This window comes from Gemmatimonadetes bacterium SCN 70-22, from assembly GCA_001724275.1.
In the GTDB taxonomy this organism is placed as follows: Bacteria; Gemmatimonadota; Gemmatimonadetes; order Gemmatimonadales; family Gemmatimonadaceae; genus SCN-70-22.
In genome coordinates this window covers 12,479-37,788 of the sequence record MEDZ01000037.1, presented here as the reverse complement: position 1 = coordinate 37,788, position 25,310 = coordinate 12,479, and the positions used below count along the sequence as shown (strand labels likewise).

The window sequence follows — 25,310 nt, the reverse complement described above, 5'->3', positions numbered from 1 at the left end:
CGCCGGCGCCGCTCAAGGTAGCCGCGGCGCTCCGCGGCGAAGGCAAGCGGGTCTATGAGATCGCCCGTGTCCTGGGTGTCACGGACACCACCTATTACAATTGGCTGAAGCGGGCCGAGCAACCGTCCCGCTCCGGTGATGCGGAATTGCGCCGCCTGCGCCGCGAGAACGCGCAGCTGAAGCGGGCGGTGAAGTCGCTGGCCGGTATCGCCGGAGTCGCCCAGGGCTGAGATCATGATCGTCTGCCAGTGCAATGTCATCACCGCCCGCCACATCAAGGAGGCCGTCGGCCGCCTGATGGAGCTGGACGAGTTCCGGGTGGTGACGCCGGGCGGGGCGGTTGGCGCCGGGGCGCGGTACCTGGTTCTGGGGCGGGCGGTGACCGCGGCGGGTGACCCGCGGGGGGCGATGGAGCGAGTCCGTCGGGAGATGGCGGGGGGGTGAGCGGGGAGGGGTGGCTGGGTGGGGTGGAGGGGGCGTAATTGCGCGCCAGTACGTGATTTTGGCGCTGTCGATCCCTTGCATCGAGGGGGCGACATGTCTATTCTTGGTGTCTTGTCCGATTTTTCGTTAGTTCCCTTCGGATCGATTCGGAGTCTCCGGTGAAAGTCCGCAGCAGCGTGAAGCCCATCTGCGAGCACTGCAAAGTCGTGAAGCGCAGCGGCGTCACTCGCATCATTTGCAAGCGCAACCCTAAGCACAAGCAGCGGCAGGGCTGATTATGGCGCGTATCGCTGGTGTCGATCTCCCTCGCGACAAGAAGGTCGAGATCGGGTTGACGTACATCTTCGGGATCGGGCGTGCCGTCGCGAAGGAGATTCTCGGGAAGACCGGGGTCTCGTCCGACCTGCGCGTGCGCGATCTGTCCGATGGCGACGTGAACAAGCTCCGTCAGGTCATCGAGAAGGATTATCGCGTCGAGGGTGCGTTGCGCACCGAGGTCGCGATGAACATCAAGCGACTGATGGACATCGGCTCGTACCGAGGGATCCGTCATCGCCGTGGGCTCCCCGTGCGCGGTCAGCGCACTCACACCAATGCGCGCACGAAGAAGGGACCGCGTCGCGCGATCGCGGGCAAGAAGAAGGTGACCAAGTAGTATGGCGACCGGGAAAAAGACCAAGCGCGTCGTGGAGGCGGAGGGGATCGCCCACATCAACGCGACGTTCAACAACACGCTGGTGACGATCACCGACATGCATGGCAATGCCATCTCGTGGGGGACGTCCGGCAAGGCGGGGTTCAAGGGCTCCAAGAAGTCGACGCCGTTCGCGGCGACGGTCGCGGCCGAGCAGTGCGCGCGCGAAGCGCTCACCGCCGGCGTGCGACGCGTGCACGTGCGCGTGCAGGGGCCCGGTTCGGGGCGTGAGTCGGCCATCCAGGCGCTCGCGTCGGCCGGCCTGCAGGTGAAGTCGATCAAGGACGTGACGCCGATTCCGCACAACGGCTGCCGTCCCCCGAAGCGCCGGAGGGTCTGAGCATGCGCTATACGGGAGCCTCCTGCCGGCAGTGCCGCCGTGAGGGGACGAAGCTGTTCCTCAAGGGGACGAAGTGCTTCACCGAGAAGTGCCCGGTCGAGCGCCGTCCGTACCCCCCGGGTCAGCACGGCCAGGCGGCGTCGCGTCGCCGCAAGTCGTCGGAATACTCCAAGCAGCTGCGCGAGAAGCAGAAGATCAAGCGCATCTACGGGGTCAGCGAAACGCAGTTCCGCAACACCTTCAAGAAGGTGTCGGCGCTGCCGGGAATTCACGGCCACAACCTGCTCGCGGCGCTGGAAAGCCGCCTCGACAACCTGGTCTACCGCATGGGCTTCGCCCCCAGCCGCAAGGCGGCGCGTCAGCTCATCCGGCATCGGCACATCGAGATCGACGCCAAGACGGTCGACATCCCCAGCTATGTCGTGACCCCGGGCCAGGAGGTGCGCGTGCGCCAGAAGTCGCGCGAGCTGACCCTGGTGCAGGGAGCGATGGAGCAGGCGACCCGCGGGGCTTCCCCGTCGTGGCTCGCGGTCGATCGCGACACCTTCTCGGGTCGCATGCTCGAGCGCCCCTCGCGCCCGAACATCCCGATCGCCGCCCAGGAGCAGCTGGTCGTCGAGCTGTACTCGAAGTAACCGGTGGAATGCGAGACGGGAGTGCGGGTACCCCCCAACTCCCGTCTCCACACCCCCGTCTCCCGTCTGGATTTCCGGGTCGAGACCCTAACTCTCGTACGAGCCCACCGCGCGTTAGGGGCGGGGTGGGGCGTTGCCGGGGCGCGGCCCCGGTATGACCGCACCGAGCACTGATACATGTCTCAAGCGATCGACCTGAAGGGCCTGGTTCGTCCCCACCTCGTCGAGGTCCGGAAGCGGGATGAGGCACCGTACGTCGCCGAATTCGTCCTCCAGCCGCTCGAGCGGGGCTACGGCCACACGCTCGGCAATGCCATGCGGCGCATGCTGCTCTCGTCGCTTCGCGGCGCCGCGGTCTGGGGCTTCCGGATCGATGGAGTGGTGCACGAGCACCAGACCATCGCCGGCGTCGTCGAGGACGTCCACCAGATCATCGGCAACCTCAAGACGCTCGTCCTCAGCATGGCCGACGACGTCGAGGAAACGGTGCTGCGCATCGGGAAGTCCGAGGCGGGGCCCGTCACCGCCGGCGACATCGACCAGAGCGGGAGCGTCCGGGTCATCAACCCGAACCACCACCTGTTCACGCTGCAAGACGCACGCGACATCAACGTCGAGCTCTACGTGAACAAGGGGCGTGGCTACGTCGAGTCCGAGCAGCACGTCCTCGACCGCGGCCTCCCCATCGACCTCGTTCGCGTCGACGCGATCTACAACCCCGTTCGCCGCGCCAACTTCAGCGTCGCGGAGACCCGCGTCGGGCAGCGCACCGACTACGATCGCCTCACGCTCACCGTCGAGACCAACGGCACCATCACGCCGGAAGAGGCGGTCAGCTACGCCGCGGCGCTGGCGCAGACGCACTTCCAGTACTTCGCCTCCTTCGGCTCGCACGCTTCGGCGCCGATGTCGATGGGCGGGGATAGCGCCGGCGGGGATGCGGCTCGCCTCGCGCAGCTCTTCAAGACGGCCATCGACGACCTCGAGCTCTCGGTTCGCTCGGTGAACTCGCTGAAGAACTCCAACATCCGTACCCTGGGTGACCTGGTCCGCCAGACCGAGAACCAGATCCTCCAGGTCAAGAATTTCGGGAAGAAGTCGCTGCAGGAGATCGCTGACCTCCTGGAGCGCGAAGGCTTGAACTTCGGCATGCGCTACGAAGAGAACGGCGAGGGCGTCCGCATCATCGACCTGGGGACCCCGCCGAGCCGCGCGGCCGCGAACGCGCCAGACGACGAAGAGGAGTAAGGGCAATGCGTCACAGGAAAGCGGGGCGCCAGCTTCGCCGCACCAGCGAACAGAAGCTCGCGCTCATGCGCGGCCTCGCGTCGTCGCTGATCGAGCACGGTGCCATCGAGACCACGGAGGCGAAGGCCAAGGAGCTTCGCCCCTTCATCGAGAAGCTGATCACCAAGGCCCGCTCCGGGACCTTGCACGATCGCCGTCTCGCCGGCCGTCACATCCAGAAGCGGGAGACGGCGGACAAGCTGTTCAAGGAGATCGGGCCCAAGTACGTCAAGCGGCCCGGTGGATACACGCGCATCCTCAAGACCGGCCATCGCAAGGGCGACGGGGCGGAAATGGCGCGCATCGAGCTCGTGGAGGGCTGAGCCATGGCCATCAGTCGCAACCGCTGCTACGTCTGCGAGAAGGGCGTGGCCTACGGAAACAGCGTCTCGCACGCCAACAACAAGACCCGTCGCACCTGGAAGCCCAACCTCCAGGTCGTCCGCGTCGTGAGCGAAGGGAAGACCATCAAGGTCAAGGTGTGCACGCGCTGCCTCGCCGCCGGCAAGGTGCAGCGGGCCCCTCGCGGTGCCGCCGTCGCGTGAGCTCGGCGCTCCAACCGATGTTCGACCAAGGGAGCGCGTTCGGCGCTCCCTTTTTCGTTCACCCCCTCGCCGATGCGTGACGCGCCCGCGAAGACGGCGCTCGTCACGGGCGTCCGTGGGCAGGACGGCTCGTACCTCGCCGAGCTCCTCCTCGCGCACGGGTATCGCGTCGTGGGAACGTCGCGCCGCGGCGGCGGCGATGGTCGCGATTGGCGCATCGCGCACCTCCTCTCACGCCTCGACGTCGTCCCGCTCGACCTGGGCGACCCGGCGGCGGTGCAGGAGGTGGTGGCTCGGGTCGCCCCCGACGAGGTCTATCACCTCGCGGCCGCCAGCCGGGTCGACACGTCGTGGGAGCGTCCCATGGAGGCGCTGTCCGCCAACGCGGGGAGCACGGTCAACCTGATGGAGGCGGTCCGGCGCGTGGCCCCGGCTGCCCGCATGGTCGTGGCGTCGTCGTGCGAGATCTTCGGGCGTCCGGAGCGGTGGCCGCAGGCGGAGGATACGCCCGTCCGTCCGGCGTCGCCGTACGGGGTCTCCAAGGCGGCGGCCTTCTGGCTGGCGTCGAACTACCGGGAGAGCCACGCCCTGCACGTCGCCTCGGCGATCCTCTACAACCACGAGAGCCCGCGCCGGGGGCCGGCGTTCGTCACGCGGAAGATCTCGCGCGCGGCGGCGCGCATCGCGGCGGGTGTCGACCGGACGCTGACGTTGGGGAACCTGGAGGGGCGGCGCGACTGGGGGTTCGCCGGGGACTATGCCGAGGCGATGTGGCGGATGCTGCAGCAGGAGCGACCGCGCGACCTGGTCATCGGGACCGGGGTCTCGCACTCGGTGCGCGAGTACTGCGAGCACGCCTTCGCGCTCGTGGGGCTCGACTACCGGGAGCACGTGGTCGCCGACGCGTCGCTGTTCCGGCCCGTCGACACGACGTCGCTCGTGGCGGACGCGCGGCTGGCCCGGGAGCTCCTGGGGTGGCGCCCCCGGGTTGCCTTCCCGGCGCTGGTCGAAATGATGGTCACCGCCGACCTGGAGCGCGTGAGATCGGGGGCGGACGTGTAAATTGCAGTGCTCCCCGCCGGCGTCGCGGCGGGGAGGCGCTCCTCGTGCCGCTCGAGCGGCTTTCTGTACTTAGACTTCCGGACATGCCTCGTCGTACCGACATCCACAAGATCCTGCTCATCGGTTCCGGCCCCATCGTCATCGGGCAGGCGGCCGAATTCGACTATTCCGGGACGCAGGCGGCGCGCGCGCTGCGAGAGGAGGGTTACGAGGTCGTCCTCGTGAACTCCAACCCGGCGACGATCATGACCGACCCCGAGGTCGCCGACCACACCTACATCGAGCCGGTGACCCCGGAGTTCGTCGAACTCGTGATCGCGAAGGAGCGGCCGGACGCCCTCCTGCCGACGATGGGGGGGCAGACGGCGCTCAACGTCGCCATGAAGCTCTCGGAGCGCGGCGTGCTGGCGAAGTACGGCGTCGAGCTGATCGGGGCCAAGGCCCGGGCGATCAAGATGGCGGAGGACCGCCAGGAGTTTGCCGAGGCGATGAAGCGCATCGGGCTCCAGGTGCCGCAGGGGCGGATCGCGACCACCTGGGACGAAGCGGTCGAGATCGCGGAATTCACCGGCTTCCCGGCCATCATCCGCCCGGCGTTCACGTTGGGCGGGTCCGGGGGCGGCATTGCCTACAACCGCGAGGAGTACGAGCAGATCTGCCGGCGCGGGCTCGCCGAGTCGCCGGTGAGCCAGGTGCTCATCGAGCGCTCGCTCCTGGGGTGGAAGGAGTTCGAGCTCGAGGTGATGCGCGACCACGCCGACAACGTGGTCATCGTCTGCTCCATCGAGAACATCGACCCGATGGGGGTGCACACCGGCGACTCGATCACCGTGGCGCCGGCCATGACCCTCACCGACCGCGAGTACCAGGTCATGCGCGATGCGGCGGTGGCGGTGATCCGCGAGATCGGGGTCGAGGCCGGCGGGTGCAACATCCAGTTCGCCATCGATCCCCGGAACGGCGAGATGGTCGTGATCGAGATGAACCCGCGCGTGTCGCGGTCCTCGGCGCTCGCCTCCAAGGCCACCGGCTTCCCGATCGCCAAGATCGGCACCAAGCTCGCCGTCGGCTACACGCTCGACGAGATCCCGAACGACATCACCAGGACGACGCCGGCCTCGTTCGAGCCGGTGCTCGACTACGTCGTGGTGAAGTGCCCGCGCTTCGCCTTCGAGAAGTTCGCCCGCGCCAACCCCTACCTGACGACGCAGATGAAGTCGGTGGGCGAGGCGATGGCGATCGGGCGCACGTTCAAGGAGGCCTTCCAGAAGGGGCTGCGCGCGCTGGAGACCGGGCGCGCCGGGTGGACCGTGGGGGCGCGGGCCGCCGACGACCGGCTCCCCGACGACTCGCTCGAGGCGCTGCGCGGGGCGTTAGGCAAGCCGTCGCCCGAGCGCATCTTCGAGGTCAAGCGGGCGATCCTCGCCGGTTTCACCACCGAGCAGCTGTACGAGCTGACGGCCATCGACCCCTGGTTCCTCGAGCAGCTGCGCGAGCTGGTCGAGGCGGAGCGCCGCTTCGCCGCGGCCGGCACCGTCAGCGCCGGGGAGATCCGCGAGATGAAGCGGATGGGCTTCTCCGATCGGCAGCTCGCCGAACTGCGCGGTGAGGGCGAACAGGTGATGCGCGAGCGCCGCTGGGCGCTCGGGATCCACCCGGCCTACAAGATGGTGGACACCTGCGCCGGCGAGTTCCCCTCGGCCACGCCCTACCTGTACTCGTCGTACGACGACGAGAGCGAGAGCGAGCGGACGGGGCGGAAGTCGGTCGTCATCCTCGGGAGCGGCCCCAATCGCATCGGGCAAGGGGTGGAGTTCGACTACATGTGCGTCCGTGCCGTGCTCGCCCTGCGCGAGCGCGGCTACGAGGCCATCATGATCAACTCCAACCCGGAGACCGTCTCGACCGACTACGACACCGCCGACAAGCTCTATTTCGAGCCCCTCACGCTGGAGGACGTGCTCGAGGTCGTGCGTCGCGAGCAGCCCATCGGCGTGATCGTGCAGCTCGGCGGGCAGACGCCGCTCAAGCTCACCAAGGGGCTCGAGGCGGCCGGGGTCCGGATCCTCGGCACCAGCCCGGATGCCATCGACGTCGCCGAGGACCGCAAGCGCTTCGAGGCGGTGGCGCGCGAGCTCGGCGTGCAACAGCCGGAGGCCGGGACGGCGACGAGCGTCGACGACGCGGTCGACATCGCCGACCGCATCGGCTACCCGGTCCTCGTCCGCCCGTCGTACGTGCTCGGCGGACGCGCCATGCAGATCGTGTACGACGAGCAGTCGATGCGCGAGTACTTCGAGACGGCCGCCCGCGTCAGCGAGGAGCGGCCGGTTCTCATCGACCGTTTCCTCGAGGATGCCTTCGAGGCCGACGTCGACGCGGTGAGCGACGGGACGACGGTCGTGATCGGCGGCGTGATGCAGCACATCGAGGATGCCGGGATCCACTCCGGCGACTCGGCGTGCGTCCTGCCACCGTACCTCATCTCCCCGGCGGACATCGAGGCCATGAAGGCGCATACCATCGCCCTCGCGAGGAAGCTCGGGGTGGTGGGGCTGATCAACGTGCAATTCGCGGTGAAGAACGGGCAGGTGTACGTCCTGGAGGTGAACCCGCGCGGCAGCCGCACGATTCCGTTCGTCTCGAAGGCCATCGGGGTCCCGCTGGCGTCGGTGGCGGCGCGCACCATGGTGGGCGAGACGCTGGACGCGATCGGCTACACCGCTGAAATCGTCCCGCCGTACGTCTCGGTCAAGGAGGCGGTGTTCCCCTTCACGAAGTTCCGCGAGTTCGACCCGCTCCTCGGGCCGGAGATGCGCTCGACGGGGGAGGTGATGGGGATCTCGACCACGTTCGGGAGCGCCTTCGCCAAGGCGCAGCTGGCGGCCGACAACGAGCTCCCGCTGGGCGGTGCGATCTTCATCACCGTCAACGACGGGGACAAGCCGACCGTGATCCCGCTCGCGCGTCGCTTCCACGAAATGGGCTTTGCGCTGTACGCGACCGACGGGACCGCCCGTTACCTGCAGGAGCGCGGGATTCCCGTCCAGGGGGTGCGCAAGTTCCACGAGGGGCGCCCCCATGGGGTCGACCTGATGCTCAACGGCGACATCCAGCTGCTGATCAACACGCCGCTGGGGAAGCACGCGCAGTACGACGACTACGTGCTGCGGCAGACCGCGATCTCGAAGCGTATCTCCTACACGACGACGATGTCGGCGGCGAACGCGGCCTGCGACGCCATCGTGTCGCTGCGTTCGCAGGCGCCGACGGTGCGGTCGCTGCAGGAGTGGCACCAGGTCCTCCGCGGTGAGCGCTAGGATGGGCGCGCCGTTCATCCACGAATCCGCCTACGTCGACGCGGGCGCGGTCGTCGGCGACGACACGCGCATCTGGCACTTCTGCCACGTCAACGCCGGCGCGGTGATCGGGGAACGGTGCTCGCTGGGGCAGAACGTGGTGGTGATGCCGCGGACGCGGATCGGCAACAACGTGAAGATCCAGAACAACGTGTCGGTGTACGAGGGGGTCGAGCTGGAGGACGACGTCTTCTGCGGCCCCTCGATGGTCTTCACCAACGTGATCAACCCGCGCAGCCACGTGTCGCGGAAGCACGAGTACCGGCGCACGCTGGTGCAGCGCGGGGCGAGCATCGGCGCCAATGCGACGGTGGTGTGCGGGGTGACGCTGGGCGAGTTTTCCTTCGTGGGCGCCGGTGCCGTGGTCTCGCGCGACGTGAAGCCGTATGCGCTCGTGGTGGGGGTGCCGGCACGGCAGGTGGGGTGGGTGTGCCGGTGTGGCGTCTCCTTGCCGAAGGCCGGGACGAGAGACGGGGGACGGGAGACGGGAGACGGGAGTGGGGAAGCGCGCCTGGTATGTGCGGCGTGCGGGGCGGCGTATCACCTGCTCGATGACAACCTGTCGCCGGAGGAGTCGGCATGAGCGAGGAGGACGGAGGGGGACGCGCGCCGGTGCGGATCGCGCTCGTGGGGTGCGGGCGGATCAGCCGCAGCCACTTCGACGCGATCGGCAAGCTCGACGAGTTGCAGCTGGTGGCGGTGTGCGACGCGGTCGAGAGCCGCGCGCGCGAGGCCGGCGAAGGGCAGGACGTCCCCTGGTTCACGTCGTACGCCAGGATGCTGGAGCAGGCGCCGTGCGACGTCGTGGCCGTCTGCACCCCGTCCGGCCTCCACCCCCAGCACGGCATCCAGGCGGCGAAGGCCGGGAAGCACGTCGTGTGCGAGAAGCCGATGGCGATCACGCTCACGTCGGCGGACGAGCTGGTCCAGGCGTGCGATGACGCGGGCGTGCAGCTCTTCGTGGTCAAGCAGAACCGCCTCAACCCCCCGGTCCAGCTGCTGCGGCGCGCCATCGACAAGGGGCGATTCGGCCGCATCTACATGGCCAACACCACCGTGCGCTGGACGCGCCCGCAGGAGTACTACGACCAGGCGCCGTGGCGCGGGACGTGGGAGTTCGATGGCGGCGCCTTCATGAACCAGGCGTCGCACTACGTGGACCTCATCCAGTGGCTCGTGGGGCCGGTCGAGAGCGTGATGGCCAAGACCGCCACCCTGGCCCGCCGGATCGAGACCGAGGACTCGGGCGTCGCCATCCTCAAGTTCCGTTCGGGGGCCCTCGGCGTCATCGAGGTCACCATGCTCACCTATCCGCGCAACCTCGAGGGATCGATCACCGTCCTCGGCGAGAAGGGGACGGTGAAGATCGGCGGCACCGCCGTGAACAAGGTCGAGACGTGGCAGTTCGCGGACTACGACGACGACGACAAGCTCGTCGATTCGGCCACCTATACCCCGCCTAACGTGTACGGCCACGGGCACGAGGGGTACTATCGCAACGTGCTCGCCGTGCTGCGCGGCGAGGCCCACGCCGACACCGATGGTCGCGCCGGCCGCAAGTCGCTCGAGCTGATCCTGGGGATCTACGAGTCGGCCAAGACCGGGCACGAGGTGCCCCTCCCACTGCGGGCACGAGTCTAGTGAGCGCGCCGCGACGCGGCGCACTCCCGTCCCCCGTCCCCCGTCCCCCGCCTGATACTTCCATGCCCGTCCCGCTCCTCGACCTCAAGGCCCAGCACTCGTTCATCCGTGACGAGGTCCTGGCCTCCGTGATGCAGGTGATCGACGACCAGCGCTTCATCCTCGGCGAGCCCGTGGAGCGGCTCGAGCGGATGGTGGCCGACCTCTCGCACACCAAGCACGCCATCGGGTGCGCGAACGGGACCGATGCGATCCTGCTGGCGATGCGCGCCCTCGACGTGGGGCGTGGCGACGAAGTCATCACCACCCCGTTCACCTTCTTCGCGACGGCCGGAACGATCCACAACGTGGGGGCGACGCCGGTCTTCGTGGACATCGAGCCGCGCACCTTCAACATCGACCCCGCCGCGGCCGCCGCCGCCGTCGGAGCCCGGAGCAAGGCGGTGATCCCGGTCGACCTCTTCGGCCAGATGGCACCCATCGAGGAGATCCGCCGGTTGATCCCCTCGCTCCCCATCATCGAGGACGCCGCCCAGTCCATCGGCGCCTCGCGGGTCATCGACGGCGAGAAGGTCATGGCCGGGGAGGGCGCCACCATCGGGACCTTCTCCTTCTTCCCGTCCAAGAACCTCGGGGGGTACGGCGACGGCGGGATGATCGTCACCCAGGACGACGGGCTCGCCGCCCGGCTGAAGCGCCTCCGCGTCCACGGCGGCGCCAAGCAGTATTTCCACGACGAGGTGGGCTACAACTCCCGCCTCGACGCCCTCCAGGCGGCCGTCCTCGTTGCCAAGCTCCCCCACCTGTCGCATTGGAGCGCCGGTCGGCGGGCCAACGCCGCCTACTACGACGCGGCGTTCGCCGATGTCCCCGAGGTCCAGCTCCCCCACATCGACCCGGCCAACGAGTCGATCTTCAACCAGTACACCCTCCGGGTGGACCGTCGGGACGCGTTGCAGGCCTATCTGAAGGACAAGGGGATCGGGACGGCCGTGTACTATCCCCTCCCGCTCCACCTGCAGCCCTGCTTCCAGTACCTCGGCTACAAGGAGGGGGCCTGTCCCGAGGCGGAGCGCGCGGCCCGGGAGGTGCTCTCGCTCCCGATCTTCCCGGAGCTGACGAGCGCGCAGCTGGACGAGGTGATCGGCACGGTTCGTGCCTTCTACGGGCGCTGAGCGTCCCTGAAGGGATCGCGAAACTCCCAATCACGACGACACCATGGGCACGAAGGAAGAACTGCTTTCCCGCATTCAGGACCGGTCCGCGGTAATCGGGATCGTTGGACTCGGGTATGTCGGACTCCCGCTGGCGATGGAGTTCGCCAAGGCGGGGTTCCGGGTGATCGGCTACGACATCTCCCAGCGGACGTGCGAGCACCTCATGAAGGGGGTGTCGCACATCCAGGACGTCCCCTCGTCCGAGGTGGCCGAGCAGGTCAGGGGCGGTCGCTTCGTCGCCACGGCCGAGGAAGCACGGCTGACGGAGTGCGACGCGATCTCGATCGCCGTCCCGACGCCGCTGTCGAAGACGCGCGACCCGGACATGAGCTACGTGCAGGCGGCGACCGAGGCGATTGCCCGCAACTGCCACCCGGGGATGCTCGTGGTGCTCGAGAGCACGACGTACCCGGGGACGACGCGTGAAGTGATGCAGCCCCGGATCGAGGAGCAGGGGCTCAAGGTCGGGAAGGACGTCTTCCTCGCCTTCAGCCCCGAGCGGGTCGATCCCGGCAACCCGAAGTGGCACACGAAGAACACGCCCAAGGTGGTGGGCGGCGTGACCCCCGACTGCGTGGAAGTGGCGAGCGCGCTGTACGGGTCGTGTATCGACACGGTGGTCCCGGTGTCGAGCGCCGAGGCGGCCGAGCTCGTGAAGCTCCTCGAGAACACCTTCCGGGCCGTGAACATCGGCCTGGTGAACGAGATGGCGATCATCTGCGACAAGCTCGGGGTGAACGTCTGGGAGGTCATCGACGCGGCCGCGACGAAGCCGTTCGGCTTCATGAAGTTCACGCCCGGGCCGGGAATCGGGGGGCACTGCATCCCGCTCGATCCGCACTACCTCGCGTGGAAGATGCGCACGCTGAACTACAAGACGCGCTTCATCGACCTGGCCAGCGAGATCAACTCCGAAATGCCGGAGTACGTCGTGCGCAAGGTGGCGTGGGCGCTCAACCAGGACCGGAAGGCGGTGAACGGCTCCCGCATCCTGATCCTGGGGATCGCGTACAAGAAGGACATCGACGACATGCGCGAGAGCCCGGCCTTCGATGTCATGCGCCTGCTGGAGGAGCGCGGGGCGCTCGTCGACTATCACGACCCGCACGTCCCGCACTTCAAGGAGCACGGGCACGAGCGCGCGGGGGTCCCGCTGACCCGCCAGGTGCTGGAGTCGGCGGACGCCGTGGTGATCGTCACCGACCACACGGCGGTCGACTACCAGTTCGTCGCCGACCACGCGGGGCTCGTCATCGACACGCGCAACGCCATGACGCGGGCCAACCCGTCGCGCGCGCGGATCGTCCCGCTCTCCAAGCTCACTGACGGGATTCCGGAGAGCGAGCTGGCGCAGCTGTAAGTGGACGGACGGGAGACGGGAGTCGGGAGTTCGGGGTGCCGCGGGTGACGTCTCCCCTCACGATCTGCCGCTTCCGTCGCGTGCATACGCGAACGACTTGACTCAGGGGATGGCGTGAAGATCACGGTTGTGGGTTCGGGATATGTCGGACTCGTCGTCGGGGCCTGCCTCGCCGAGACGGGGAACGACGTGACGTGCGCGGACGTGGACGTCGCCAAGATCGAGGCGCTCCTGCAGAACGTCATCCCGATCTACGAGCCGGGCCTCGAGCAGCTGGTGGAGCGCAACCAGCGGCAGGAGCGCCTGACGTTCACCACCGATGTGGGCGCCGCGATCGCCAGCGCCGAGGTGGTCTTCATCGCGGTCGGGACGCCGCCCGACGAGGACGGCTCCGCCGACCTGCGCCACGTGCTGGCGGTGGCCGAGCAGATCGGGCGGCACATGATGCGGGAACTGGTCGTCGTCACCAAGTCGACCGTGCCGGTGGGGACGGCCGCCAAGGTGCAACGTGCGGTGGCGGCGCATGCGCGCTACCCGTTCCACATGTGCTCCAATCCCGAGTTCCTGAAGGAGGGGGCCGCCGTGGACGACTTCCTGAAGCCGGACCGCGTGGTGCTCGGGGTGGAGAACGACCACGCGCGGAGCGTGATGGCCGAGCTGTACGCGCCGTTCGTGCGCACGGGAAAGCCGATCATCTTCATGGACGTCGCGTCGGCCGAGATGACGAAGTACGCCGCCAACGCGATGCTCGCGACGCGCATCTCCTTCATGAACGAGGTCGCGAACCTCTGCGAGTGCGTCGGGGCCGACGTGGACCTCGTGCGAAAGGGGATCGGCTCCGATTCGCGCATCGGCCAATCGTTCCTCTTCCCGGGGCCCGGCTATGGCGGCTCGTGCTTCCCGAAGGACGTGAAGGCGCTGGTGCGCACGGCGCGCTACTGCGGGTCCTCGCTCGCGGTGCTGGAGGCGGTGGAGGAGGCGAACGAGCGGCAGAAGCGTCGCCTGTTCGAGAAGCTCCGCGCGGCGCTCGGTGGCGACCTCTCCGGCACGCGGGTGGCGCTGTGGGGGCTGGCCTTCAAGCCCAATACCGACGACATGCGCGAGGCCCCCTCCCTCGTCCTCATCGACCAGCTGCTCGAGGCGGGCGCCGGCGTGGTGGCGCACGACCCGGCGGCGATGGGCGAGGCGCAACGGCGGCTCGGGGACCGGATCACGTACGCCGAGACCAATTACGATGCGCTGGCGGGAGCCGACGCCCTGGTCGTGGTGACCGACTGGAACGAGTACCGTCACCCCGACTTCACGCGCATCAAGGAATCGCTGCGGCGCCCGGTGGTGATCGACGGCCGGAACCTCTACGACCCGGCCAAGATGCGCGCGCTGGGCTTCCGGTACGACTCCATCGGGAGGGGGGGCTGATGCGCGTCCTCATCACCGGCGCCGCCGGCTTCCTGGGGTCGCACCTCGCCGACCGCTTCCTGCGGGAGGGGCACCAGGTCGTCGGGCTCGACAACTTCATCACCGGCAACCCCGACAACATCGCGCACCTGATGGGGCACGAGCGCTTCGAGTTCGTGCGCCACAACATCTCGACGTACACGTACGTCTCGGGGCCGCTCGACGGGGTGCTCCACTTCGCCTCGCCGGCGAGCCCGATCGACTACCTGGAGCACCCGATCGCCACGCTGAAGGTGGGGGCGTTAGGCACCCACAACGCGCTCGGCCTCGCCAAGGCGAAGGGGGCGCGCTTCTTCCTGGCGTCGACGTCGGAGGTGTACGGCGATCCGCTGGTGCACCCGCAGCCGGAGAGCTACTGGGGCAACGTCAACCCCATCGGGCCGCGTGGCGTGTACGACGAGGCCAAGCGCTTCGCCGAGGCCATGACGATGGCGTATCACCGCGCGCACGGCGTGGACACGCGCATCGTGCGGATCTTCAACACCTACGGCCCGCGCATGCGCCCCCACGACGGCCGCGTCGTGTCCAACTTCATCGTGCAGGCACTGCAGGGCGAGCCGCTCACGCTGTACGGGGACGGGAGCCAGACGCGCTCCTTCTGCTACGTCGACGACGAGATCGAGGGGATCTATCGCCTGTTCCTGCACGGCGACGCGCAGCCGATGAACATCGGCAATCCGCACGAGTTCACCGTTCGCCAGCTGGCGGAGGTGGTGCTCGAGCTGACCGGCTCCGCGTCGCCACTGACGTTCCAGGTGCTCCCCGAGGACGATCCCAAGGTGAGGCAACCCGACATCGCCCGCGCCAGGGCCGTGCTGGGGTGGGAGCCGCAGGTGGACCTCCGCGAGGGGGTCCGGCGCACCATCGCGCATTTCCGGCGCGTGCTCGCGCTGTAGAGCGCCGTCGGGCGCGATGGGGCGCTGTCGGGCGCGATGGGGCGCTGTCGGGGAGGGGCCTCTCCCCCCCACCCCCCGCCCGAGACGCGGGCCCCAGGGCGCGGCCGGGTGGGATGCCGCCGCGGGTCGGACCCGCGACTTTTTCGCGGCGTGGCGACTCCAGAAAGCTGTTTGGTGCATTACCTTACCCGGCTCCGCGCGCGCCGGCTGCCTGGCCGGCTTCCGCGAACCGAACGCCATTCGCCGGGTACTCAACCCGCTATGTTCCTTTCCCGCACCGTCCGACTCGGCCTACCCCTCCTGAGCCTCGCCCTCGCGGCGTGCTCGGCCGGGTTCAAGCTGAGCCGCTACCCCACCAACGAGCGCCTGTATGCGGCGGCGCTGGGGGAGTTCAACAAGAAGAAGTGGGACCACGCGGTGACGGCGTTCGAGAAGCTGACGTTCGACCTCCCGGCGCGCGACACCCTCCTTCCGCTGGCCCACTGGTACCTGGCCAAGGCGCACGCCGGGCGCAAGGAACACCTCCTGGCGGCGCAGGCCTACAACCGGCTCGCCGAGTCGTTCGCGACCGACACGCTGGCCGACGACGCGATGTTCGAGGCGGCGCGGGAGTACCAGAAGATGTGGCGCCGCCCGACGCTGGACGCGCAGTATGGCGAACAGGCACTCGCCGCGTACCAGTCGCTCCTGGGCCTGTATCCCGACACCGATCGGAAGGACGACGCGACGAAGGCGATCGACACGTTGCAGGAGTGGTTCGCCACCAAGGACTACGAGAGCGGGATGTACTACTTCCGCCGGAAGGCCTTCGACTCGGCGATCATCTACTTCAAGGACGTCGTCAAGAACTACCCCCAGACGGCCAAGTCGAAGGACGCCTACCTGCGCCTGGCGGACTCCTACGACGCCATCCGGTACCGGGAGGACAAGCACGACGTCTGCGCGACGCTGTTCGAGCGGTATCCGTCCGACAAGGAGGTCACGCTCGCATGCGGCGCCCCCCCGGCCACCGTGTCGAAGACTCCCCAGCCGGACAGCACGGTTCGCCGCGATTCGCTCTGAGCGAGCCGTGAGAGTCGGGCTCTTTGGCGGGACCTTCGACCCGCCGCACAACGGACACTTGCTGGCCGCCTCCGACGCCTTCGAGGCCCTGGGGCTCGACCGTCTGGTCTGGATCCCGGCGGCGCAGCAGCCGCTCAAGATCGGGGTGCAGTCGGCCACTGCGGACGACCGCCTGGCCATGGTACGGCTGGCCACGGCCGGCGATTCCCGGTTCGCCGTCGATCCGATCGAAATCGAGAGAGCCGGGTTATCTTTCACGGTTGACACCCTCGAAGCGCTGGCCCGGGAGCATCCCGGGGATCGGCTGGTGCTACTGGTGGGGGCCGACGTGGTGACGACGTTCGGGAAGTGGCGGTCGCCGCGCCGAATCGCGGAGCTGGCGCAGCTGGCCATCATGCACCGGGCGGTCGAGGGCGGGACTGTCGAAAAGGCAGCAGTGGCTGGTGCCATTCGTGCGGTGACGGGCGGCGACCTTCCAGCACCTGTCGTGTTGGAGACGCGGCGAGTGGACATCTCGTCGACGGAAATCCGGGAGCGCGTGCTGGCGGGGCGCTCCCTTCACGGATTTGTACCCGATGCGGTGGCGCGCTACATCAGCGAGCACGCCCTGTATCGATAGAGGCATCGATGCTCAAGGGAATCCTCTCGAAGGTCTTCGGCACCCGGCACGAGCGCGAACAGCGACGCATCCAGCCGATCGTCGACGAGATCAACGCGCACTACGAGCGCCTGCAGTCGGTATCCGAGGACGAGCTGCGCGGGCAGACGGCGAAGTTCCGTCGCGTCCTGGCCGAGCGCACGGATGCGCTCGAGCGCCGGGTGGCGGAGCTCAAGCAGCTCAAGCACACGACGAAGGATCCCGCGGTGCGCGAGGCGATCGACCTCGAGCTGGGAGGCGGCGACGGGCGCGGCGGGATCGAGAAGGAGCTGCGCGACGAGATCGCCGAGGTGCTGGACGAGCTCCTTCCCGAGGCGTTCGCCACCGTGCGCGAGGGGGCGCGCCGCCTGTGCGGGTCCATCGTGCAGGTGACGGGGCAGGAGCTCAAGTGGGACATGGTGCACTACGACGTGCAGCTGATGGGGGGCATCCAGCTGCACCTGGGGCGCATCGCCGAGATGGCGACGGGCGAGGGGAAGACGCTCGTCGCCACGCTCCCGCTGTACCTGAACGCGCTCCCGGGGAAGGGGTCGCACCTCGTGACGGTGAACTCGTACCTCGCCCGCCGCGACTCGCAGTGGATGGGGCACCTGTTCCGCTACCTGGGCCTGACCGTCGGCTGCCTGGATGACACCGAGCCGGGGACGCTCGAGCGCCGTGCGGCCTACAACGCCGACATCACCTACGGGACGAACAACGAGTACGGCTTCGACTACCTGCGCGACAACATGGTCGTCGCGCTCGACCAGCGCGTCCAGCGCGGGCACTGGTACGCGATCGTCGACGAGGTGGACTCGGTCCTCATCGACGAGGCGCGGACGCCGCTCATCATCTCGGGGCCGGTGGGGAACGAGAATGACCAGGCGTTCGCCGAGCACAACGGCGCCGTCTTGCGCCTGTTCCGCCGGCAGACCGAGGTCGTGACCGTCCTGGTGGGCGACGCCGAGCGCGCCCTGGAGCAGGGGGACAAGGACGCCGCCGCCCTCGGCTTCTTCAAGGCGCAGCTGGGAAGCCCCAAGAACAAGCGCCTGATGAAGGCCCTCAACGAGCCCGGGGTGAAGCAGCTCGTCCAGAAGATGGAGCTGGAGTACATCGCCGACCGGAAGCTCCCGCCGTCCAAGCAGCAGTTCCGCGAGCTCGAGAACGACCTCTTCTTCGTCCTCGACGAGAAGGGGCACACCGTGCACCTGACGGATAGCGGGATCGACCTGCTGAGCCCGGACGACCCCGACGAGTTCGCGCTGCCCGACATCTCGACGGAGATCCACCGGATCGACCGCGACGGCGAGATGTCGCCGACCGAGAAGCTCGAGGCCCGCCGCACCATCGAGGCGCAGTACGCGATGAAGAGCGAGAAGCTCCACATCGTGCACCAGCTCCTGCGCGCCCACGCCCTGTACGAGAAGGACGTCAACTACGTGGTGCAGGACGGCCAGGTCCTCATCGTCGACGAGTTCACGGGGCGCACGATGCCGGGGCGCCGCTGGTCGGAAGGGCTGCACCAGGCCGTCGAGGCGAAGGAAGGCGTGCAGGTGAAGGGGGAGACGCAGACCCTCGCCACGATCACGATCCAGAACTACTTCCGCATGTACGAGAAGCTCGGCGGCATGACCGGCACCGCCGAGACGGAAGAGACCGAGTTCCACCAGATCTACGGCCTCGAGGTCGCCGTCATCCCGACCAACCGGCCGGTGGTGCGCGAGGACCGGCAGGACCTGATCTACAAGACGCGGCGCGAGAAGTTCAACGCGATCGTCGAGGAGACCCGCCGGCTGCACGAACTGGGGTATCCGGTCCTCGTCGGCACGGTGAACGTGGAAGTGTCGGAAACGCTGTCGCGCATGTTCAAGCGCGCCGGCCTCCCGCACAATGTCCTCAACGCCAAGTATCACCAGCGGGAGGCGGAGATCGTCGCCGGCGCCGGGCAGCGCGGCGCGGTCACCATCGCCACCAACATGGCGGGGCGCGGAACGGACATCAAACTCGGCGAGGGCGTCAAGGCGGCGCTCCCCTCGAAGATCGCGGATCCGGATGGCAAGGAGATCGACGTCGAGGAATGCGGCGGGCTCCACATCATCGGTTCCGAGCGTCACGAGTCCCGCCGGATCGACCGGCAGCTGCGCGGGCGCTCGGGGCGCCAGGGCGACCCGGGAGCGTCGCAGTTCTTCCTGTCGCTCGAAGACGACCTGATGCGGCTGTTCCAGTCCGACCGCATCGCGCGGTTGATGGACCGCCTCGGGGCGCAGGAGGGCGAGGTGCTGACGCACCCGCTCGTGACGCGTTCCATCGAGCAGGCACAGAAGCGCGTCGAGCTGCAGAACTTCCAGGCCCGCAAGCGGCTCCTGGACTACGACGACGTGATGAACCAGCAGCGCGAGGTGATCTACTCGCTGCGCTCGTTCGCGCTCGAAGGAGGGGAGGAGCTGCGCGGCGAGTCGCTCAAGATGGTCGAGAAGGCCATCACCAAGCGCGTGACCGACCTGCTGGCCGTGTACGAGGACGCGTCGCAGTGGGACCTCGGGCTCGTGCGGCAGGAGCTGCTGATGCACTACCTCCTGTCGGTTCCCGAGCTCGAGGGCGACGACACGCCGACCACGACGGACGGGGTGGTCCAGGCCGCCGTCGCTTCGGCGCGCCTCGCCTTCGCGGCCAAGGAGGAGAGCCTCAACGCCGTGCGCGACGAAAGTGGCCAGGGATTCGCCCCGCGGCTCAACGCGCTGGTGATGCTCAACGTCCTGGACGAGAAGTGGAAGGACCACCTGTACGATCTCGACCAGCTGCGGGCAGCCATCCACTATCGCTCGTGGGGGCAGAAGGATCCGCTCATCGAGTACAAGCAGGAAGCGTACACGATGTTCGTGGACCTGATGGGCGACATCCATCACACGTTCGCGGAGCGGTTCCTCAGGGCCCAGCTGGTCTTCAATCCCCAGGACTTCATGGGGGGAGACGGTGCCGGGGCGCCATCGCCCGAGCCCGAGGCGCCGCGCCGTCCGACGAAGCGCTACAACGCGCTCGGGATCCTCGAGGACATCGTCGACGAGCCGCTCGTGGCCGAAGCCGAGGAAGAAGTGACCGTCCCGGCCGAGGAGGACGGTCCGGCCTCCGAGGCGACGCCTGCCGCCGCCAAGGCCCCCGTCGCCACGGGCGATCCGATGGTCGTGGGGGCTGGGCGTGCGCGGTCGCTTTCGAGCATGGGGGCGGGAGCGTCCGCACCGGTCGACTTCTCGGGAGTGGGGCGGAACGATCCGTGCCCCTGCGGGTCGGGGAAGAAGTTCAAGAAGTGTCATGGCGTGAACGCGTGAACGCGTGAACGCGTGAACGCGTGATCGCGTCCGCGGGAGGGAGCGATGGGGGGGGCGGCGCCAAGGGGCGCCGCCCCCCTCGCCCTTCGTGCGGTGCTCGATGCCGGCAGGGGGAAGGGGCGGGAGGATCGGTATTCCACAGGCGTGACGGGGCATCATGTCTGTGATGTGGCGATGAGTGCGGGATGAAGGGTACGGGCGAGCTCCGCGGGGGGGCGTACGATTCTGGTACGAGGGTCGCGTGATCGGTGTCCGGGACGCCGTGCGTCGGTGGCATGATGCGGCACCTCGTCTCCAGGAGAATCGATGCGTGCGAAGGCTTGCCCCAACAGTGACTTATCTCGACAGACCTCCCCGGGTGCGTTAAGTATCAAGGAGCTCCCTTCGGGCGAACGACCGCGCGAGCGGCTGGCATCGCATGGGGCGACGCGCTTGAGCGCGATCGAACTTCTCGCCATAGTGCTGGGGACCGGTCGTGGTGGGCAGTCGGCCATCGAGTTGGCGCACGGCGTGCTCGCGCGGTCGGGGGGATCGCTCCGGCGGATCGCGTCCGAGCCGCTGGGGATGCTCACCAGCGTGGGAGGGATCGGTCGGGCGCGAGCGGTTGCGATTCATGCGGCGCTCGAGCTTGGCCGGCGGATGGTGAACGAGACGCGGCAGGAAGGGATGGCGGTGCGCTCGCCTCGCGACGTGTATCGGCTGTTCGGGCCGCGGCTCGAGGATCTGCCGGTGGAGGAGTTTCACGTCGCCGTGCTCGACAGCCAGCACCGGGTCGAGCGCGACATCACCATCACCCGGGGGATCCTGAACTCGTCGCTGGTGCACCCGCGCGAGGTGTTCAGGGAGGCGATCGCCGAACGGGCGGCGGCGCTCATCCTGGTTCACAACCACCCGAGTGGGGACCCGACGCCCTCGCCGGACGACCGGATGGTGACCGAGCAGCTGGTGGCCGCGGGGCGACTGCTGGACATTCCGGTCCACGACCACGTGATCGTGGGGCGCGGACGCTACACGAGCTTTGCCGAGGCAGGATTGCTGTGACGACGACCGCCGTATCCGCAGTACGCGAAGCTCCGCCCTGGTGGCCCTCTGGGGACCCGGTCCCCGAGCGGCTGGACGTGGCGTTCCTCACGCGCGCCTACGAGTACTCGGCGAAGGCGCACGAGGGGCAGTTCCGCAAGAACGGCGATCCGTACGTCTCGCACTGCGTCGAGGTGGCCAAGATCCTGGCCGACCTCCAGCTGGACACGGTCACGGTGGCGAGTGGCCTCATCCACGACGTGGTCGAGGACACCCCGATCACGATCGAGGAGATCGAGAAGGAGTTCGGCCGCGAGGTCTCGCAGATCGTCGATGGGCTGACGAAGATCGGGCACCTTCCGCTCAACTCGACCGAGGAGCGGCAGGTCGAGAACTACCGCAAGCTCCTGGTGTCGATCGCCAAGGACGCACGCGTCATCATGATCAAGCTGGCCGATCGCCTGCACAACATGCGGACGCTCGACTGGCTGCCCGAGCACAAGCGGGAGCGGATCGCGCAGGAGACGATGGACCTGTACGCCCCGCTGGCGCATCGCTTCGGGATGGCGCAGGTGAAGTGGGAGCTCGAGGACCTGGCATTCAAGTACCTGGAGCCGGAGGCGTATCGCGCCCTGGCCAGGATGGTGGCCGCCAAGCGGGCGGAGCGCGAGGCGCTCGTGCGGGCGTTGAAGGAGCCGCTGGAGCGCACCCTCACGGCGGCGGGGATCCCGGACGTCGAGGTCACCGGGCGGCCCAAGCACCTCTGGTCCATCCACAAGAAGATGGACAAGCGCCAGCGCCCGTACGAGGAGATCTTCGACCTCCTCGCCATCCGCGTGATGGTGAACACCGTCCCCGACTGCTACCACGCCCTGGGGGTGATCCACGACGGATGGACGCCGGTGCAGGAGCGCATCAAGGACTACATCGCCCAGCCCAAGAGCAACGGCTACCAGTCGCTGCACACGACGATCTTCGGGCCGGGGCGCCAGCTGTACGAGATCCAGATTCGCACGCGCGACATGCACCGCACGGCGGAGTACGGCATCGCGGCGCACTGGCGCTTCAAGGAGAACTCGAAGTCGCAGGACGAGCTGGACCGTCACCTGGCGTGGTTCCGCCAGGTGCTGGAGTTGCAGCTGGACGCCCGGGATCCGGCCGAGTTCCTCGAGTTCCTGAAGCTCGACCTCTATCAGGACGAGATCTTCGTCTTCACACCGACCGGGGACGTGATCCAGCTTCCCAGGGGGGCAACGCCGATCGACTTCGCCTTCGGCGTGCACACCGAGATCGGGCTGCACTGCCAGGGGGCGAAGGTCAACGGCAAGATCGCCCCCTTGTCGCGCGAGCTGAAGAATTCGGAGACGGTGGAGATCCTGACCTCCCCGCACGCGCGCCCCAACCGCGACTGGCTGGCGCACGTGCGCACGGGGCGGGCGCGGCACAAGATCCGGCAGTGGCTGCGGCAGGAAGAGGAGCGGTCGTCCGCCAAGATCGGGCGCGAGATCCTCGACCGGGAGATTCGGCGGCGCCGGCTGGCGAAGGCCGACGACGCCCAGCTCGAGGCGATCTCACGCTCCCTCGGGCTGAACAATGCCCACCACGTCATTGCATCGATCGGGCACGGGGACATCAACGTCGGCCAGGTGCTGAAGCTCCTCTACCCGGATCTCGAGACGCCGGACCACGCACCGCGTCCCACCACCGCGATCGAGCGCCTGGTGGACCGGATGCGCGGGACCTCGCGCGGGGTGAAGATCCAGGGCGCCGACGGGCTGATGGTGCGCTACGCACAGTGCTGCCAGCCGGTCCCGGGCGACGAGGTGGTGGGGTACGTGACCCGGGGGCGAGGGGTGAGCATCCATCGGGCCGACTGCCCCAACCTGCTCCAGCTGATGCACGAGCCCGAGCGACGCCTGGAGATCGACTGGCAGGAACAGCCGGGGGAGCGCTTCCTCGTCCGGCTCGCCATCGAGGGGAACGACCGGCGACAGTTGTATGCCGACGTGGCGTCGGCGGTGAGCTCCACCGGGACCGACATCCGCACGCTGGAGCTGCGAACGACGGATGGCCGCGTCTCGGGGGCCGCGGTGGTCGAGGTCGAGAACCTGGCCCACCTGCAGAAGATCCTGAAGGCGGTGCGGCGCGTGAAGGGGATCACCGAGGTGGCTCGGCGGGAGCACATCCAGACGGAGGCGTAGGGAGCACCCCCGCCGGGCGCCGCGTTCCGTACTCCCGAAGAAACGCCGATACTGCTAGCTTGCGCCCATGCCGTCGCCCGCCCCATTTCGCCTCGAATCCCCGTTCTCCCCGGCCGGCGACCAGCCCAAGGCGATCGCCGAGCTGACCGCGGGGCTCGCGCGCGGCGACCGGTTCCAGACGCTGCTCGGCGTGACCGGGTCGGGGAAGACGATGACCGTGGCGAACGTCATCGCGGCCCACGGGAAGCCGACGCTCGTCCTGTCGCACAACAAGACGCTGGCGGCGCAGCTGTACGGGGAGCTCAAGAGCTTCTTCCCGGCGAACGCGGTCGAGTACTTCATCTCGTACTACGACTACTACCAGCCCGAGGCGTACGTCCCCTCGACCGACACCTACATCGAGAAGGACGCCTCGATCAACGAGGACATCGACCGGCTCCGCCTGCGGGCCACCTCGTCGCTGATGGAGCGCGATGACGTGATCATCGTCGCGACGGTCTCGGCGATCTACGGCCTGGGCGATCCGGTGGAGTACCGCGAGCGGATGGTCACGCTCACGCGCGGCCAGCGGATCTCGCGCGACCAGATCCTGCGCCTCCTGGTGGGGATCCTCTATTCGCGCAACGACGTCGCCTTCGAGCGCGGGACGTTCCGCGTGCGCGGCGACACCATCGAGATCCTCCCGGCATACGAGGAGCAGGGGGTGCGCGTGGAGATGTGGGGCGACGAGATCGAGCGCATCTCGAAGATCTCGGCGGTGACGGGGGAGACGATCGCGACGCTCGAGCGCGCGGCGATCTATCCGGCGAAGCACTTCATCACCAACCGCCCGACCCTGGTGAAGGCGGTGGAGTCGATCCGGGCCGAGCTGGCGGACCGCCTGACGGTGCTGCGCAACGCGGGGAAGCTCCTGGAGGCGCAGCGGCTCGAGTCGCGGACGAACTTCGACGTCGAGATGATGCTGGAGATCGGGACGTGCGCCGGGATCGAGAATTACTCGCGCCACCTCACGGGGCGCAGCGCCGGGGAGCGGCCAGCCTGCCTGTTCGACTACTTCCCCGAGGACTTCCTCGTCGTGATCGACGAGTCGCACGTGACGCTCCCGCAGGTGCGCGGGATGTACAACGGCGACCGGGCGCGCAAGGAGGTGCTGGTGGACTACGGCTTTCGCCTCCCCAGTGCGCTGGACAACCGTCCCCTCGTGTTCGACGAGTTCCTGGCGCTGACGCCGCGCGCGCTCTTCGTGAGCGCCACGCCCTCCGAGCTCGAGCTGCGGCTGTCGGAAGGGGTGGTGGTGGAGCAGATCATCCGGCCGACGGGCCTGGTCGATCCGGAGATCGAGGTGCGCCCGGTGCGCGGGCAGGTGGACGACCTTCTCAACGAGATCCGCCTCCGAGAGCGGAAGGGGGAGCGCGTCCTGGTCACGACGCTCACCAAGCGGATGGCCGAGGACCTCACGGACTACCTGGCGCAGACCGGCGTGCGGGTCCGTTACATGCACTCCGACATCGACGCCATCGAGCGGATGGAGATCGTGCGCGGGTTGCGGCTGGGGGAGTTCGACGTCCTCATCGGGATCAACCTGCTGCGCGAGGGGCTCGACATGCCCGAGGTTTCGCTGGTGGCGATCCTCGATGCGGACCAGGAGGGGTTCCTGCGGAGCGACCGTTCGCTGATCCAGACGGTGGGGCGCGCCGCCAGGCACGTGAACGGCCGGGCGATCTTCTATGCGGACCGGGTCACCGATTCCATGAAGCGGTGCCTGGACGAGACGTCGCGCCGTCGGCAGCTGCAAATGGCGTTCAACACGGCGCACGGGATCGTCCCCCGGGGGGTCGTGAAGTCGGTGGACGAGGTGCGCTTCATCACGCGGGTGGCTGATGCCCGGGAAGACAGGGAGGAGAAGGGGCGCCGGGTCGCCGAGGCGAAGGCGACGTATTCCACCGCCGAGCTGGACGAGATGATCGCCCGGCTGGAACGGGACATGCGGGTGGCGGCCGATGAGCTCGACTTCGAGGCGGCCGCGCGGTTGCGTGACGAGGTGTTCGAACTGCGCGCGCGACGCGACAGCGCCGGCAGCGCGCGCAAGCGCGACGCGTTCGCCGAGATCCGGGCGCATCGTTAGG

General features: G+C 68.3%; 21 protein-coding genes and 1 pseudogene. All 22 read left to right on the top strand.

Features of this window, described 5'->3' with window-relative positions; all coding sequences use genetic code 11:
• A pseudogene (locus tag ABS52_15825) lies at positions 1–230 on the top strand (hypothetical protein).
• Between the two features lie 4 nt (positions 231–234).
• Entirely contained in the window at positions 235–444 is a 210-nt protein-coding gene (locus ABS52_15820; protein ID ODT02004.1) for a hypothetical protein, read from the top strand.
• 277 nt (positions 445–721) lie between these two features.
• On the top strand, positions 722–1,099 hold the full coding sequence (locus ABS52_15815; GenBank protein ODT02003.1) for a 30S ribosomal protein S13: 378 nt from the start codon (positions 722–724) through the stop codon (positions 1,097–1,099).
• Between the two features lies 1 nt (position 1,100).
• Positions 1,101–1,478: a 30S ribosomal protein S11 gene (locus ABS52_15810; protein ID ODT02002.1), complete on the top strand. Its 378-nt coding sequence runs from the start codon at positions 1,101–1,103 to the stop codon at positions 1,476–1,478.
• Between the two features lie 2 nt (positions 1,479–1,480).
• Positions 1,481–2,113, top strand: a complete 633-nt coding sequence (locus ABS52_15805) for a 30S ribosomal protein S4 (GenBank protein ODT02001.1) — start codon at positions 1,481–1,483, stop codon at positions 2,111–2,113.
• Between the two features lie 177 nt (positions 2,114–2,290).
• On the top strand, positions 2,291–3,361 hold the full coding sequence (locus ABS52_15800) for a DNA-directed RNA polymerase subunit alpha (protein ID ODT02000.1): 1,071 nt from the start codon (positions 2,291–2,293) through the stop codon (positions 3,359–3,361).
• A 5-nt stretch (positions 3,362–3,366) separates the two neighbouring features.
• The gene (locus ABS52_15795) at positions 3,367–3,723 is read left to right on the top strand and encodes a 50S ribosomal protein L17 (protein ODT01999.1); all 357 of its coding nucleotides are present in this window, start codon (positions 3,367–3,369) and stop codon (positions 3,721–3,723) included.
• A 3-nt stretch (positions 3,724–3,726) separates the two neighbouring features.
• Entirely contained in the window at positions 3,727–3,945 is a 219-nt protein-coding gene (locus ABS52_15790; protein ID ODT01998.1) for a 50S ribosomal protein L28, read from the top strand.
• Between the two features lie 72 nt (positions 3,946–4,017).
• On the top strand, positions 4,018–5,007 hold the full coding sequence (locus tag ABS52_15785; protein ODT01997.1) for a GDP-mannose 4,6-dehydratase: 990 nt from the start codon (positions 4,018–4,020) through the stop codon (positions 5,005–5,007).
• 83 nt (positions 5,008–5,090) lie between these two features.
• Positions 5,091–8,327 (top strand): carbamoyl phosphate synthase large subunit, encoded by a 3,237-nt coding sequence (locus ABS52_15780; protein ODT01996.1) that lies wholly within the window; start codon positions 5,091–5,093, stop codon positions 8,325–8,327.
• 1 nt (position 8,328) lies between these two features.
• Entirely contained in the window at positions 8,329–8,949 is a 621-nt protein-coding gene (locus ABS52_15775; GenBank protein ID ODT01995.1) for a hexapeptide transferase, read from the top strand.
• The gene (locus ABS52_15770; protein ODT01994.1) at positions 8,946–10,007 is read left to right on the top strand and encodes an oxidoreductase; all 1,062 of its coding nucleotides are present in this window, start codon (positions 8,946–8,948) and stop codon (positions 10,005–10,007) included. Before ABS52_15775 ends, ABS52_15770 begins: the two co-directional genes overlap by 4 nt.
• A 62-nt stretch (positions 10,008–10,069) precedes the next feature.
• Positions 10,070–11,182, top strand: a complete 1,113-nt coding sequence (locus tag ABS52_15765) for a transcriptional regulator (GenBank protein ID ODT01993.1) — start codon at positions 10,070–10,072, stop codon at positions 11,180–11,182.
• Positions 11,183–11,225: 43 nt separating this feature from the next.
• A complete protein-coding gene (locus ABS52_15760) occupies positions 11,226–12,584 on the top strand; it encodes a UDP-N-acetyl-D-glucosamine dehydrogenase (GenBank protein ODT01992.1) in 1,359 nt (452 codons plus the stop codon).
• 114 nt (positions 12,585–12,698) lie between these two features.
• Positions 12,699–14,003 (top strand): UDP-glucose 6-dehydrogenase, encoded by a 1,305-nt coding sequence (locus tag ABS52_15755; GenBank protein ID ODT01991.1) that lies wholly within the window; start codon positions 12,699–12,701, stop codon positions 14,001–14,003.
• Positions 14,003–14,938, top strand: a complete 936-nt coding sequence (locus ABS52_15750; GenBank protein ID ODT01990.1) for an NAD-dependent dehydratase — start codon at positions 14,003–14,005, stop codon at positions 14,936–14,938. The genes ABS52_15755 and ABS52_15750 overlap by 1 nt, the downstream gene beginning before the upstream one ends.
• A 261-nt stretch (positions 14,939–15,199) precedes the next feature.
• Complete coding sequence (locus ABS52_15745) at positions 15,200–16,000, top strand: hypothetical protein (GenBank protein ID ODT01989.1); 801 nt, start codon at positions 15,200–15,202, stop codon at positions 15,998–16,000.
• Between the two features lie 7 nt (positions 16,001–16,007).
• Positions 16,008–16,619: a nicotinate (nicotinamide) nucleotide adenylyltransferase gene (locus ABS52_15740; GenBank protein ID ODT01988.1), complete on the top strand. Its 612-nt coding sequence runs from the start codon at positions 16,008–16,010 to the stop codon at positions 16,617–16,619.
• Positions 16,620–16,627: 8 nt separating this feature from the next.
• On the top strand, positions 16,628–19,963 hold the full coding sequence (locus ABS52_15735) for a preprotein translocase subunit SecA (GenBank protein ODT01987.1): 3,336 nt from the start codon (positions 16,628–16,630) through the stop codon (positions 19,961–19,963).
• 306 nt (positions 19,964–20,269) lie between these two features.
• Complete coding sequence (locus ABS52_15730) at positions 20,270–21,004, top strand: hypothetical protein (GenBank protein ODT01986.1); 735 nt, start codon at positions 20,270–20,272, stop codon at positions 21,002–21,004.
• Between the two features lie 71 nt (positions 21,005–21,075).
• Positions 21,076–23,184: a hypothetical protein gene (locus tag ABS52_15725; protein ID ODT02005.1), complete on the top strand. Its 2,109-nt coding sequence runs from the start codon at positions 21,076–21,078 to the stop codon at positions 23,182–23,184.
• 67 nt (positions 23,185–23,251) lie between these two features.
• On the top strand, positions 23,252–25,309 hold the full coding sequence (locus ABS52_15720) for an excinuclease ABC subunit B (protein ODT01985.1): 2,058 nt from the start codon (positions 23,252–23,254) through the stop codon (positions 25,307–25,309).
• Position 25,310: the final 1 nt, after the last annotated feature.

Bases quoted from the DNA above. Each gene is read 5' to 3' on its own strand.
- ABS52_15820 (ODT02004.1), top strand. From the start codon at position 235: ATGATCGTCTGCCAGTGCAATGTCATCACCGCCCGCCACATCAAGGAG.
- ABS52_15815 (ODT02003.1), top strand. From the start codon at position 722: ATGGCGCGTATCGCTGGTGTCGATCTCCCTCGCGACAAGAAGGTCGAG.
- ABS52_15810 (ODT02002.1), top strand. From the start codon at position 1,101: ATGGCGACCGGGAAAAAGACCAAGCGCGTCGTGGAGGCGGAGGGGATC.
- ABS52_15805 (ODT02001.1), top strand. From the start codon at position 1,481: ATGCGCTATACGGGAGCCTCCTGCCGGCAGTGCCGCCGTGAGGGGACG.
- ABS52_15800 (ODT02000.1), top strand. From the start codon at position 2,291: ATGTCTCAAGCGATCGACCTGAAGGGCCTGGTTCGTCCCCACCTCGTC.
- ABS52_15795 (ODT01999.1), top strand. From the start codon at position 3,367: ATGCGTCACAGGAAAGCGGGGCGCCAGCTTCGCCGCACCAGCGAACAG.
- ABS52_15790 (ODT01998.1), top strand. From the start codon at position 3,727: ATGGCCATCAGTCGCAACCGCTGCTACGTCTGCGAGAAGGGCGTGGCC.
- ABS52_15785 (ODT01997.1), top strand. From the start codon at position 4,018: ATGCGTGACGCGCCCGCGAAGACGGCGCTCGTCACGGGCGTCCGTGGG.
- ABS52_15780 (ODT01996.1), top strand. From the start codon at position 5,091: ATGCCTCGTCGTACCGACATCCACAAGATCCTGCTCATCGGTTCCGGC.
- ABS52_15775 (ODT01995.1), top strand. From the start codon at position 8,329: ATGGGCGCGCCGTTCATCCACGAATCCGCCTACGTCGACGCGGGCGCG.
- ABS52_15770 (ODT01994.1), top strand. From the start codon at position 8,946: ATGAGCGAGGAGGACGGAGGGGGACGCGCGCCGGTGCGGATCGCGCTC.
- ABS52_15765 (ODT01993.1), top strand. From the start codon at position 10,070: ATGCCCGTCCCGCTCCTCGACCTCAAGGCCCAGCACTCGTTCATCCGT.
- ABS52_15760 (ODT01992.1), top strand. From the start codon at position 11,226: ATGGGCACGAAGGAAGAACTGCTTTCCCGCATTCAGGACCGGTCCGCG.
- ABS52_15750 (ODT01990.1), top strand. From the start codon at position 14,003: ATGCGCGTCCTCATCACCGGCGCCGCCGGCTTCCTGGGGTCGCACCTC.
- ABS52_15745 (ODT01989.1), top strand. From the start codon at position 15,200: ATGTTCCTTTCCCGCACCGTCCGACTCGGCCTACCCCTCCTGAGCCTC.
- ABS52_15735 (ODT01987.1), top strand. From the start codon at position 16,628: ATGCTCAAGGGAATCCTCTCGAAGGTCTTCGGCACCCGGCACGAGCGC.
- ABS52_15730 (ODT01986.1), top strand. From the start codon at position 20,270: ATGCGTGCGAAGGCTTGCCCCAACAGTGACTTATCTCGACAGACCTCC.
- ABS52_15720 (ODT01985.1), top strand. From the start codon at position 23,252: ATGCCGTCGCCCGCCCCATTTCGCCTCGAATCCCCGTTCTCCCCGGCC.